This is a genomic window from Streptomyces sp. NPDC048002 (assembly GCF_040653275.1).
Lineage (GTDB): Bacteria > Actinomycetota > Actinomycetes > Streptomycetales > Streptomycetaceae > Streptomyces.
This window is the reverse complement of record NZ_JBEZNL010000003.1, coordinates 18,086-30,076: the sequence shown is the minus strand read 5'-3', so window position 1 is coordinate 30,076 and position 11,991 is coordinate 18,086. Positions and strand designations below refer to the sequence as shown.

The 11,991-nt window shown below is 69.4% G+C and carries 13 protein-coding genes, 1 tRNA gene and 1 pseudogene; 5 read left to right on the top strand and 10 right to left on the bottom strand.

Going from position 1 to position 11,991, the window contains the following annotated elements:
* Positions 1–54 precede the first annotated feature (54 nt).
* Genes AB0E07_RS05920 through AB0E07_RS05895 form a run of 6 tightly spaced genes read right to left on the bottom strand, consistent with a single transcriptional unit; the run spans position 55 to position 4,260 of the window.
* Positions 55–801, bottom strand: a complete 747-nt coding sequence (locus AB0E07_RS05920) for a class E sortase (protein WP_362246890.1) — start codon at positions 799–801, stop codon at positions 55–57.
* A 13-nt stretch (positions 802–814) separates the two neighbouring features.
* A complete protein-coding gene (locus tag AB0E07_RS05915) occupies positions 815–1,894 on the bottom strand; it encodes a class E sortase (RefSeq protein ID WP_362246888.1) in 1,080 nt (359 codons plus the stop codon).
* On the bottom strand, positions 1,891–2,529 hold the full coding sequence (locus AB0E07_RS05910; protein ID WP_362246885.1) for an aminodeoxychorismate/anthranilate synthase component II: 639 nt from the start codon (positions 2,527–2,529) through the stop codon (positions 1,891–1,893). The genes AB0E07_RS05915 and AB0E07_RS05910 overlap by 4 nt, the downstream gene beginning before the upstream one ends.
* Positions 2,526–2,687, bottom strand: a complete 162-nt coding sequence (locus AB0E07_RS05905) for a hypothetical protein (protein WP_362246883.1) — start codon at positions 2,685–2,687, stop codon at positions 2,526–2,528. The genes AB0E07_RS05910 and AB0E07_RS05905 overlap by 4 nt, the downstream gene beginning before the upstream one ends.
* Positions 2,688–2,741: 54 nt before the next feature.
* A complete protein-coding gene (locus tag AB0E07_RS05900; RefSeq protein WP_362246881.1) occupies positions 2,742–3,461 on the bottom strand; it encodes a class E sortase in 720 nt (239 codons plus the stop codon).
* 19 nt (positions 3,462–3,480) lie between these two features.
* The gene (locus AB0E07_RS05895; protein WP_362246879.1) at positions 3,481–4,260 is read right to left on the bottom strand and encodes a DUF881 domain-containing protein; all 780 of its coding nucleotides are present in this window, start codon (positions 4,258–4,260) and stop codon (positions 3,481–3,483) included.
* A 141-nt stretch (positions 4,261–4,401) separates the two neighbouring features.
* Between AB0E07_RS05895 and crgA the strand changes: the two genes are divergently transcribed.
* Positions 4,402–4,656 (top strand): cell division protein CrgA, encoded by a 255-nt coding sequence (gene crgA / locus AB0E07_RS05890; protein ID WP_362246877.1) that lies wholly within the window; start codon positions 4,402–4,404, stop codon positions 4,654–4,656.
* 293 nt (positions 4,657–4,949) lie between these two features.
* On the opposite strand, the gene AB0E07_RS05885 is transcribed toward crgA, so the two are convergent.
* Complete coding sequence (locus AB0E07_RS05885; protein ID WP_362246875.1) at positions 4,950–5,837, bottom strand: rhomboid family intramembrane serine protease; 888 nt, start codon at positions 5,835–5,837, stop codon at positions 4,950–4,952.
* A gap of 112 nt (positions 5,838–5,949) precedes the next feature.
* Entirely contained in the window at positions 5,950–6,477 is a 528-nt protein-coding gene (locus AB0E07_RS05880) for a peptidylprolyl isomerase (protein WP_362246873.1), read from the bottom strand.
* Positions 6,478–6,720: 243 nt separating this feature from the next.
* Here AB0E07_RS05880 and AB0E07_RS05875 point away from each other — a divergent pair, with 243 nt between their 5' ends.
* Positions 6,721–7,413, top strand: a complete 693-nt coding sequence (locus AB0E07_RS05875; RefSeq protein ID WP_362246871.1) for a DUF5324 family protein — start codon at positions 6,721–6,723, stop codon at positions 7,411–7,413.
* A 130-nt stretch (positions 7,414–7,543) separates the two neighbouring features.
* On the opposite strand, the gene AB0E07_RS05870 is transcribed toward AB0E07_RS05875, so the two are convergent.
* On the bottom strand, positions 7,544–8,434 hold the full coding sequence (locus tag AB0E07_RS05870; RefSeq protein WP_362247386.1) for an RNA polymerase sigma-70 factor: 891 nt from the start codon (positions 8,432–8,434) through the stop codon (positions 7,544–7,546).
* A gap of 258 nt (positions 8,435–8,692) precedes the next feature.
* Here AB0E07_RS05870 and AB0E07_RS05865 point away from each other — a divergent pair.
* Positions 8,693–9,384 (top strand): annotated as a pseudogene (locus AB0E07_RS05865) (FAD-dependent oxidoreductase); the annotation flags it as partial.
* A 134-nt stretch (positions 9,385–9,518) separates the two neighbouring features.
* Here the strand turns inward: AB0E07_RS05865 and AB0E07_RS05860 are convergent.
* Positions 9,519–9,591: transfer RNA gene (locus AB0E07_RS05860), tRNA-Ala, on the bottom strand.
* Positions 9,592–9,774: 183 nt separating this feature from the next.
* On the opposite strand from AB0E07_RS05860, the gene AB0E07_RS05855 reads away from it, so the two are divergent.
* A complete protein-coding gene (locus AB0E07_RS05855) occupies positions 9,775–10,323 on the top strand; it encodes a DNA-binding protein (protein WP_362246869.1) in 549 nt (182 codons plus the stop codon).
* A gap of 193 nt (positions 10,324–10,516) precedes the next feature.
* Positions 10,517–11,989: a serine/threonine-protein kinase gene (locus AB0E07_RS05850; protein WP_362246867.1), complete on the top strand. Its 1,473-nt coding sequence runs from the start codon at positions 10,517–10,519 to the stop codon at positions 11,987–11,989.
* Positions 11,990–11,991 lie beyond the last annotated feature (2 nt).

Sequence of the window (11,991 nt, the reverse complement as noted above, 5' to 3'; positions counted from 1 at the left end):
GGAGGCCCGAAGCCGCAAGAGACGTTGCGGCTTCGGGCCTCCGTGATGCCGGCGCTAACCGGCCAGTTCCTTCGGCGGAGTCCGCTGCTCGTCCACCTTCTCCACCCGCTCCAGCTCACCCCACACCACATACCGGTACCGGCTCGTGTACACCGGCGTGCACGTCGTCAGCGTGATGTAGTGCCCCGCCTTCGACTTCCCCGACTCCTTCGGCACCGCGCCCAGCACCTGCACGTTGTACTTCGAGGTCTCCGGAAGCGTCGCGTACACCCGGTACACGTACCACTTGTCCTTCGTCTCGAAGACGATCGGGTCGCCCTTCTCCAGCTTGTCGATGTTGTGGAACTTCGCACCGTGACCGTCCCGATGAGCCGCCAGCGAGAAGTTCCCCTTCTTTCCCGAGGTCGGCAGCGCCGACTTCACCGGATCCGTGTAGTAGCCGGCCACACCGTCATTGAGGATCTTCGACGACGTGCCCTTCTCCACCAGGATCTCGCCCTTGCTCATGTCCGGAACATGCAGGAACCCGACCCCGTTCTTCGAGTCGTACGCCACCGGACCACCACCGCTGTCCTCCTGCGCCCACCCGTCCCGGACCTTGTCCCCCTGCCGGTCCGCCGCCCGGTCCGCGACCACGTTCGTCCACCACAACGAGTAGACGACGAACAGGCCCAGCACGAGCCCCGACGTGATGAGCAGTTCACCGAAGACACTGATCGCCGCCGCGACCCGGCCGGGACCCCGGCGCCGCGGCACCACAGGAGAATCGGTGAGCTCTTGCTGCTCGGTGGTGGCTGCCACTGTTCATCTGCCCTTACTGCACGAGCGCATCCGGCTTGCCCTTGCTGCGCGGCCGTTCCTCGACCATCTTGCCCCAGACGATCAACCGGTACTTGCTGGTGAACTCCGGAGTGCACGTCGTCAGCGTGATGTACCGACCCGGTCCCGTGAACCCCGAGTCCTTCGGCACCGGATCCAGCACACTCACATTGCTCGGCGGCGTCACCGGCAGCACCGACGCCATCTTGTAGACGTAGTACTCGTCCTGCGTCTCCACCACGATCGGATCGCCCGGCTCCAGCCTGTTGATGTACCGGAACGGCTCCCCGTGCGTATTGCGATGCCCCGCCAGACCGAAGTTCCCCGACTTCGCGTCCGGCATCGCCGTCTTCAACTCGCCCTCGCCGTAATGCCCGACCATCCCCCGGTCCAGCACCTTCTTGCTGCTGATCCCCTCGGCGATCGGCACCACCACGTCCAGCTTCGGAATGTGCAGAATCGCGAAACCCTGCCCCGGCTCGAACGTCCCCGGATTCCCCTTGCCGCTCGCCCAGTCGTCCTGGAGGCTGCTCTTCTCCCGGTCCGCCTGCGCATGCGCCCGCACATTCGTCCACCACAACTGGTAGCTCACGAACAGCAGCATCAGCACACCGGTCGTGATGAACACCTCGCCGATCGCCCGGCTCGCCACCACACCCGCGCTCGGCTTGCGCGCCTTCGCCCGCCGCCGCGCCTCGACCCGCGAAAGCGGCCGCTCCCCGGACTCCGGCCGACCAGGCTCCTCCGCTGCGCCCCCATGACGCCCACGACGCCGCTTGGCAGCCTTCCTGCGGGCCGCACGGCCGCCCACCGGACTCCCAGCCCCAGCCGCCCCCGCCCGGCCTCCAGACGCCGATATCGCGCCCGGCGGATCCGGCAGCCGCAACGCCACCGTCTCCTCGTCAACCGGCGGCAACCACGCCTCACCCGAACCAGCACCCGCAGCCGGACCAGCACCCGGTCCCGGCCTCGAACCGGCCGCCGACCCGTACCACTCCCCGAGCGCACCCGAGTCCCCGTACGGCTGCTCCCCGTACGAGGCACCGGACTCGCGCTCGGGGCGCAGCGCGGTCACGCCGTGGCCCTGCCCACCACCGGGGCAAGCCCCGCAGACCGCGCCACAGCACCCTGGTCGCCGCACTCGCGCAGCCAGTTCGCCAGCATCCGGTGCCCGTGCTCGGTCAGCACCGACTCCGGATGGAACTGCACACCCTCGACCGGAAGTTCACGGTGCCGCAGCCCCATGATGATCCCGTCGTGCGTCCGCGCCGTCACCTCCAGCTCCGCCGGCACCGTCGCAGGCTCGGCCGCCAGCGAGTGATAGCGCGTCGCCGTGAAGGGCGACGGCAACCCCGCGAACACACCCTTGCCCTCGTGCTCGACCGGCGACGTCTTCCCGTGCAGCAACTCCGGCGCCCGGTCCACCACACCGCCGTACGCCACCTGCATCGACTGCATGCCCAGACACACCCCGAACACCGGTACCCCGGTGGCCGCGCAGTGCCGCACCATCTCCACGCAGACACCCGCCTCCTCCGGCGTCCCCGGCCCCGGCGACAGCAGCACCCCGTCGAAACCGTCCTGCGCGTGCGCCGTGGACACCTCGTCGTTGCGCAGCACCTCGCACTCCGCACCCAGCTGATACAGGTACTGGACCAGGTTGAAGACGAAGCTGTCGTAGTTGTCCACGACCAGAATGCGCGCGCTCACTGGTTGTCCACCGTCACATCGTTGAAGGGAAGCAGCGGCTCGGCCCACGGGAACACGTACTGGAACAGCGCGTACACCACGGCCACGACCAACACGAGAGAAAGCAGGGCCTTCACCCACGCGTTTCCCGGCAGATGCCGCCAGATCCAGCCGTACATGCCGTCCCTTCCGTAGCGCCACGGCACCAGACTCACGCCGTACCGCCCACCAGACTAACGGCGCAGGGCCGCTGGTTTCCCGGCCTCCACAGGCTGTGTGGAGTCCAGATGCGCCCAGACGATCAGCCGGTGACTGTGCCCCCACTCCGGATCGCACGTGGTCAGCGTGAGATAGCGGCCCGCACGCGTATACCCCGACTTACGTGGCACAGGGTCGATCACCTCAATGTCCGACGGCACCGTCCGATAAGGACCCTTGTCGACCCGGTACGTGAACCACGTCGTCCCGTCCGTCAGCACCACCGCGTCCCCCCGGCGCAGCCTCGGGAAGTCCTTGAACGGATCGCCGTACGTCCGCCGGTGCCCCGCCACCGAGAAGTTGCCCTTCTGCCCCAGCCGCGCCGTCCGCGCGTAGTGCCCGAGCCCCTTCTTCAACGTCCCCGTCGACGTGCCCTCCAGCACCGGCTTGTTCCACGTGAAACCAAGCCGCGGGATGTACATGATCGCGAAGGGCTTGCCCGCCCGGTACGCCGCCGGCTCCGGCGGACTCGTCGCCCCGGCCCCCGCTCCCGATCCCGCTCCGGGCCCCGGCGCCCCGCTCGGCGTCGCCCGCACGCTCCCCCGCGACCACTGCTCTTCCAGCTGGTCGATCTGGTCGTCCATCACGTGATCGGCCTTCACGCCCGTCCAGAAGAGCACGTAGACGACGAACAGCACGATCACGGTGCCGACGGTGATGCACAGCTCGCTCAGCGTCCTGACGACCACACGCACCGGCGGCTCCCGATCGGTCTCACTCCACGGGCTGGGCGTACTGCAGATCCACTGTGCCCGAGTAACCCGGCAGAGTCACCGTCCCGTCCTCGGTGACTTTCCAGCCGAGCCCGTAGACATTCACGTAGACCATGTAGTTCTGGATCGACGGGCTGTCCGCCAGCGCCTGCTGGAGCTTCTCCGGATCACCCACCGCCGTGATCTTGTACGGCGGCGAGTAGACCCGGCCCTGAAGGATCAGCGTGTTGCCCACACAGCGCACCGCACTCGTCGAGATCAGCCGCTGGTCCATCACCTTGATGCCCTTGGCCCCGCCCTGCCACAACGCGTTCACCACGGCCTGGAGGTCCTGCTGGTGGATGACCAGGTAGTCCGGCTGCGGCTCGGGATACCCCGGCAGCTTCGCCGTCGCGTCCGGCGGCGCGTCGTTCAGCGTCACCGATATCGACTCGCCGGTCAGCTTCTGCGTCCCCGCGCTCTTCTCCAGACCCGCCAGCTTCTCGTCCTCGGCCCGCGTACTGCCGTCGTCCCGCTCCGCCAGCGACTCGACGTCCTCCCGCAGCGCCGCGTTGGACTCGTCCAGCTCGCCGTTCTTCAGGCTCCGCTCATGGATCAGGTCCGACAGCTTCAGCAGCGAGTCGTCCGTCCGGATATTGGTGCCCTTGGCGGTGTTGAAGCTGGTGAAGAAGATCAGGCCCGCGAGGGCGAAGACGGCAGCGGTGAGCAACCGCACGGGCTTCAGACGTCGCCCGCGGACAGGACTGGATTCCTGCGGGGGGAAGTCGGCAGAATTGCTCAACGTACCCTTATCTCCTTAGGCGCCACGGAAGCACTACGCTAACGGACGCCCGGGGGAGCGCTCAGTGTCCCCTTGTACGCTGCCCCGAGCCAGCCACAGTTCCCTGCGCGGCCACGCAGCGCATCGACAGGAGAGACCCTCGTGCCGAAGTCACGTATCCGCAAGAAGGCCGACTACACGCCGCCGCCGGCGAAGCAGGCGACCGCCATCAAGTTGAACAGCCGCGCCTGGGTCGCACCCGTGATGCTGGCCATGTTCGTGATCGGGCTCGCCTGGATCGTCGTGTTCTACGTGACCGACGGCTCCCTGCCCATCGACGCCCTGGGCAACTGGAACATCGTGGTCGGCTTCGGCTTCATCGCGGCGGGATTCGGCGTCTCCACCCAGTGGAAGTAGCCCCCTCGCCGGCGCTCCCGTCCTGATCAACCAGGGCGGCCCCAGCTCTGCCCGGCAAGTTATCCACAGAGCTATCCACAGGGTAATGGGGAAAAGAAACGACGATCTGTGGATAACCTGCCGGACGTTGACGCCGGTGTGACGGAAGTACCGGCAATCGAAAACGTGTCCGCCCCCTGCCTGACCTGCATAAACACAGGTCGGTGACAGGGGGCACACCTGTTCCCGCACCGTGTGCACAAGATCGGCCACGGGCTGTGGACAATGGTCGATCACCTGTGGATATCGACAGCTCAGGTGAGCTGTGCCGTCCTCAGCAGGGTCAGTCCGACCACCACCGCCAGCACCAGCGCGACCGTGCCGTACTGGACGAGGGCCCTCCGCTCGCGTGGCGCGTGCACCATGCCGTAGCCGATGACGACGCCGGCGACCAGGCCGCCGATGTGGGCCTGCCAGGAGATGTTGAAGCCGGGGCTGAAGGTGAAGATCAGGTTGATCGCCAGCAGGGCGATGATGGGCCGCATGTCGTACTTCAGGCGGCGCATCAGGACGGCGGTGGCGCCGAAGAGGCCGAAGACCGCGCCGGAGGCGCCCAGGGTGGCGGTGCTGGGGGATGCCGCCAGGTACGCGAGGGTGCTGCCGGCGAGTCCGGAGACCAGGTACAGGCAGAGGTAGCGGGCGCGGCCGAGTGCTGCTTCGAGGGGGCCGCCGAGCCACCAGAGGCTGAGCATGTTGAAGGCGATGTGCCAGATCGCCTCGTGGGTGAAGGTCGAGGTGAGCAGGCGGTACCACTCGCCGGCGGCGACGCCTTGGACGGGTGAGAAGGGGGTGGACTGCCAGCTGCCGAGGAGGTAGAGGTCGTTGAGCAGTGAGGGCCGGGCCTGTACGGCGATGAACACCAGGACGTTGATGCCGATGAGGATCTTGGTGACCAGGTGGGGGTCTGCCGCGACGGTGCCGCCGGCGAGGGTGCGGGGGCGGGAGGCGTCGGGTCGGTGGCCGGTGCCGGAGCCGGTGCGGACGCACTCGGGGCACTGGAAGCCGACGGAGGCGCTGACCATGCATGCGGGGCAGATGGGCCGGTCGCAGCGGGTGCAGCGCACGCCGGTGGCGCGGTCCGGGTGCCGGTAGCAGCCGGGCAGGTCCTGGGCCTGCTGCGCGCTGTCTGGCGCCTGGTCCATGAGGTCCCCCAAGTCGTCGTCCGGCCTGCTTGCGCCCTGTTCAGTCTTACGGATGAGCGGGGCGTTTGGTTCCCTTCGGACCGTGGTGCGGCGCTTGCGCCGTGCCGGGGGTTCAGCGGGTTTCGACGGTGATGGATTCGATGATCACGTCGTTGACCGGGCGGGCGGTGCGCGGGTTGATGGGGGTGGTGGCGATGGCGTCGACGACCTTCTGGGCGGCGGGGTCGGTGACCTCGCCGAAGATGGTGTGCTTGCGGTTGAGGTGGGTGGCCGGGGCGACGGTGATGAAGAACTGGGAGCCGTTGGTGCCGGGGCCGGCGTTGGCCATGGCGAGCAGGTAGGGGCGGTCGAAGCGCAGGTCGGGGTGGAACTCGTCCTCGAATTCGTAGCCGGGGCCGCCGATGCCGGTGCCGAGGGGGTCGCCGCCCTGGATCATGAAGCCGCTGAGGACGCGGTGGAAGATGGTGCCGTTGTAGAGGGGGTCGGTGGAACGCTCGCCGGTGGCGGGGTTGGTCCACTCACGCTCGCCCTGGGCGAGTTCCACGAAGTTGCGCACTGTTTTGGGTGCGTGGTGCGGCAGGAGCCGGACTTCGATGTCGCCGTGGTTGGTCTTGAGGGTGGCGTGGAGCTGCTCGGCCACGGGGTGCCTTCCGTCGTTCTGTGGTGAGGTTCCGAATCCTTGCAGAAATCCGGTCGGGGTGGCCCCGGGCCGGGGGCGCGGGGCGGCGATCCGTGGCATTGTCGACGACAAGCTCCTGTTGCCCCCTATTCGCCCGTGTGACCCGGATGCCCGTCCGCACATGCCCTCTGGCTCACGGACAGGCATGATCCGTAAAAGGGTGGAAAGTCGAATTAACGTAACGCCACCGAGGAGGAGGACCCCGTGACCCGCAAAGACAGCGTGCGCGCCGCAGCCGGCTCGGCGAAGGACAGCGTGCGGCACGCCGCGGACGTGGTGGCGCCCTACGCCGGCACAGCCAAGGACACGGCCGCCCATTACGCGCACGAGGCACGTGCGCGGCTGGCGCCGATGGTGTCCCAGGCCGCTGAGCAGGCCCGTGTCCAGTACGACGCTCATGTCGTGCCCCGTTTGGAGCAGGCCCGGACTCATGTGCCGCCGAAGGTCGACCAAGCCGCCCATGAAGCCGCACTCCGTACCCGTATCGCTGCCCGGCAGGCGGCGGACTACTCGTTGCCGAAGTTGGAGCAGGCTGTGGCGGCGGCCGGTCCGGTGAAGGACGAGGCGGCCATGCGTGGTGCCGCGGCGCTGGTCGCTCTGGGCGGTCATGTGTCCGCGGATGACATCCGGAGGCTGGCGCGCAAGCACGAGCGGCGTCGGCGGGCGGGCCGGTTCGCGAAGACGGTGCTGGTGGTGGGCGCTCTGGCGGGTGCCGCGTTCGCCGCGTGGAAGTGGTGGGACAAGCAGGCGAATCCGGATTGGCTGGTGGAGCCGCCGGCGGCGACGGAGGTTCCCGAGTCGGGCCGGCTGACCTCGGTGGACGGGACGGTGCTCGATCCCGAGGTGGAGGCGAAGCAGGCCGAGGAAGAGGCCGCGAACCGCGACGAGCGTCCGTGATCTGAGGGCGTCTCGTTCAGTCCGTCCCGTGGGGCGGGAGACCTGTCGGGGGTTTCCCGCCCCTCGGGGCTGTTTCACGTGAAACAGGGGGTGCGGCGGTGTGGTCGGCCGGCCGGTCAGCCGGCCGGGGTCAGGACAGGCCGCTGAGTTTGTCGGGGTTGCCCTGAAGGCGCAGGTTCTGCATGAGTCCGTCGTTGAGGTCGAAGGTGAGTGCTCCGACGGGTTCTCCGTTCCTGCGGTAGAGGACGCTGTGTTCGCCGTTGACGACGGCGTGTTCCCAGGTGACGTCCTGGAGTTCGGGTTTGGCGAGTACGCCGAGGAGCCAGCGGGCGACGGAGTCCGTGCCGTGGAGGGGGCGGCGGGCCGCGGTGACCTTGCCGCCGCCGTCGGCCCAGGCGGTGACGTCGGGGGCGAGGAGTTCCATGACGGCGTTGAGGTCGCCGCCGGTGCAGGCGGCGAGGAAGCGTTCGGTGACGGCTCTGCGTTGTTCCTGGTCGGTGTCGTAGCGGGGGCGGCGGGCTTCGACGTGTTCGCGGGCGCGGTGCGCGGTCTGGCGGACGGCGGCTTCGCTGCGGTCGAGGATGGTGGCGATCTCGGCGTGTGAGTAGCCGAAGACCTCGCGGAGGACGAAGACGGCACGTTCGACAGGGCTGAGGCTCTCCAGGACCACCATGAGGGCCATGGAGACGCTGTCGGCGCGTTCGGTCTGCTCGCTGCTGTCGGGGGTGGTGAGCCAGGGTTCGGGGAGCCATTCGCCGATGTAGGACTCGCGGGTGGCGCGGGCCGAGGTGAGGCGGTTCAGGCAGAGGTTGGTGACCGTGCGGACCAGGTAGGCGCGGGGGTTGGCGACCGCGTCGCGGTCGGTCTGGGACCACTTGAGCCAGGCGTCCTGGAGGACGTCTTCGGCGTCGGCGACGCTGCCGAGCATCCGGTACGCGGTGCCGAAGAGCAGGCGGCGGTGGCTGGTGTAGTCGTCGAGTGAGTCGTCGAGTGAGTCGTCGAGTGGCGCTGGCGTGTCGATCACGGGTTGCAGGCTGTCAGCGGGAAAGCCTTCGCGGCAAGGGTTTTGAGGCCGGGTGGGGCCCGATGGCGGGGCCCGGTGGCGGGGGATGCGGGCGGGGCCCGCCCGTGGGCGTGACGTGGGTCATATCGCTTCGTGTCACGCGCGGTGGGTGTCGCTTGTCCCATGAGTGTCACCGAAGCGGTGCGTCGGCGGGGGGCCGTGAGGGTGGCTCGGGTGGCATCCCTGACTTCTCGGAGGGGAGAACCATGGCGGAGAGCACGGCGGTTGGCGGGTCTGGGCGTGACGGTGCTCGAAGGGCCGGGGACGAAGGTCGTCGAGGTGACCGAGCACGGGGTGCGGCTGGGTGATGGCCGGAACTGTCGAGCGACGTGACGATCTGGACCGCTGGGTTCGGTGTGCCGGATCTGGCTGCTCGTAGTGGGCTGAGCACGGATGCGGTGGGTCGGTTGCTGACCGACGAGACGCTGACGAGCGTGGATGACGAGCGGATCGTCGCGGCGGGAGATTCGGCGGCGCCTTCGGGGGTGCCGTTCCGGATGAGCTGCCAGGCGGCGGGTCCGCTCGGGTCGCATGCGGCGGACACGGTGCTGGGGCGTATCGCGGGGGTGCGGCCCGCTGCTGTGGACCTGGGGTTCGCCGGGCAGCGCATCAGTCTGGGGCGTCGTGCGGGTGTCTTCCAGTCCGCGGGCAAGGACGACGTGGCGAAGCGGCTTCACCTCGGTGGTTGGACGGGTGCGAAGGTGAAGGAGCTGATCTGCCGGCTCACGGTGAAGCAGTTGGTGAAGGAGGCGCGCGAGCCGGGCTCTCACACGTGGGCGAAGGGCGAGCCGGGTGCGCGCGCTCGGCCGGCGGGGCGGGCCGGGCTGCCGGCGGCGTCCGAGCGGTCTGCTCGAGCGGAGGGGCGCTGTCGGTCGGGGAGCGTGGTGCGGCCGGGTGGGTGGCGCTGAGCCGGCTGCTGTCCGTCGGGGTCCTTGCGCGGGTGGTGACGACGGATGCGGTGGTCCGCCAGGATGCGGGACGGCGCGCGCTCGCACGAGAACACCCCCTGAACTGCGTTTCCGCAGTTCAGGGGGTGTTTTTGTGGAGCCTAGGGGAGTCGAACCCCTGACATCTGCCATGCAAAGACAGCGCTCTACCAACTGAGCTAAGGCCCCGGGACAGGAGCGTCCGGCCGGATGTACCTCGTTTCCGGTGGGCGCCGCGAACCAGAGTACCGGGTCGCCCCGGGTATCTCGCAAAAAGATTGGGGGTCCCGGTGACCGACCACTCTCCGTAAGATGCTGCCGCGTGGTTCGCTACAGCGAACCGCGGTTCTGGGGAAGCGATGGGGAGACGCAATGGACGCCGCACAGCAGGAAGCCACCGCAAGAGCGCGGGAATTGCAGCGGAACTGGTATGGGGAGCCGCTGGGGGCGCTCTTCCGTAAGCTCATAGACGATCTTGGTCTGAACCAGGCTCGGCTGGCGGGGGTCCTGGGGCTGTCGGCGCCGATGCTGTCGCAGCTGATGAGCGGTCAGCGGGCGAAGATCGGCAATCCGGCGGTGGTGCAGCGGGTGCAGTTGCTGCAGGACCTGGCGGGTCAGGTGGCGGACGGCAGTGTGAGTGCCGCCGAGGCCACCGAGCGCATGGACGAGATCAAGAAGTCCCAGGGGGGATCGGTGCTCAGCAATACCGCGCAGTCGACGACCAGTTCGGGGGCGCCGACGGTCAAGCGGGTGGTCCGGGAGATCCAGTCGCTGCTGCGTTCGGTCGCGGCCGCCGGCGACATCATCGATGCCGCGGACTCGCTGGCGCCGACCCATCCGGAGCTGGCCGAGTTCCTGCGGGTGTACGGCGCGGGCCGTACGTCCGACGCGGTGGCGCACTACCAGTCGCACCAGAGCTGACCGCGCGTCCCGGCCGCCGGAGGGGGTCCGGCAGCCGGAGGGGGCCGGCAGCCGGGTGGGTGGAGCCGGGGACGCGTGCGGGTCGCGTCCCGTGGCTCGAAGGGGGCGTGCGTCACAGCGCGAGGGGGAGTCGTATCGCTCGTCGAGGGGGAAGCAACGGGGGTAGACGGAGGGGGAGGAGCGGCGCACGGTCATGGGTGAGGTCTTCGCCGGGCGGTACGAACTGGTCGACCCGATCGGGCGCGGTGGGGTGGGCGCGGTGTGGCGTGCCTGGGACCACCGCAGGCGCCGCTATGTGGCCGCCAAGGTGCTCCAGCAGAGCGACGCGCACTCCCTGCTGCGTTTTGTGCGCGAGCAGGCCCTGCGGATCGATCATCCCCATGTGCTGGCGCCGGCCAGCTGGGCCGCCGACGACGACAAGGTCCTGTTCACGATGGACCTGGTCACCGGTGGTTCGCTGGTCCACCTCGTCGGCGACTACGGCCCGCTGCCCGCGCCGTTCGTCTGCACCCTGCTCGACCAGTTGCTGTCCGGGCTGGCCGCGGTGCACGCGGAGGACGTGGTGCACCGTGACATCAAGCCCGCCAATGTGCTGCTGGAGGCGACGGGCACGGGCAGGCCGCGGTTGCGGCTGTCGGACTTCGGCATCGCGATGCGGCTGGGCGAGCCGCGGCTGACGGAGACCAACCTCGTGGTGGGGACGCCGGGATATCTCGCGCCGGAGCAACTGCTGGGCGCGGAGCCGGACTTCCCCTCGGATCTGTTCGCCGTGGGGTTGGTGGCGCTGTATCTGCTGGAGGGCGCCAAGCCGGACGCCAAGGCGCTCATCGAGTATTTCGCCGCGCACGGCACGCCGGGTGCGCCCAAGGGGATCCCGGAGCCGCTGTGGCAGGTCGTGGCGACCTTGTTGCAGCCCGATCCGCAGGCACGGTTCCGTACGGCGACGGGTGCGCGCAAGGCCCTTGCGGCGGCGGCCGAGCTGCTGCCGGAGCCGGGCGCGGACGACGAGGCGATCGAGATCTTCGACCAACTCGGTCCGCTGCCGCAGGGTTTCGGCCCCCAGGGTCCGCTCAGGAAGGCACCGGGGGTCGACCCCACACCCGCGCGACCCCTGCCCGGCGCCTCGGACAGCGGCGGCTTCCCACTCCCCCCACCCCAGGCACCGCACTCCCAGGCACCGCACCCCCGGCCCCCGCACCGCCCGCCACCGCACTCCCCGCAACACCAGCCCCACCAGCAGGCCCACCAACCCCAACAGGCCCAACAGGCCCCCGTACCCGAGCAGTCCCCCGACGGCTCCACCCATCTGCTGTCCACCCCCCGCTCCTACGTCCCGCAGTACCCGGCACAGCCCCCCACACCGACGCCGACCCCGACCCCAACCCCAACCCCGTCCACGGCCCAGAACGCCTCCGCGCCCCGACCCGCGCACGCGGCCCCGCCGCCCCCACCGCCGCCCCCGCCGGCGCACCACCAGGGCCCCGACACGGCCTCCACTGCTTCATACACCGCCCAAGTCCCCGAGGTTCCCGCCGCCGTGGGACGTCGCGCCGCGCGCCGCCGCGCCGCACGCCGCACCGGACCGCCCGCCCGGGTGGCGATCCCGCTGCTGCTGCTCGCCCTGGCCTGCTACGCCACGGGATTCTGGGCCCTGGCCCAGCTCTGAGC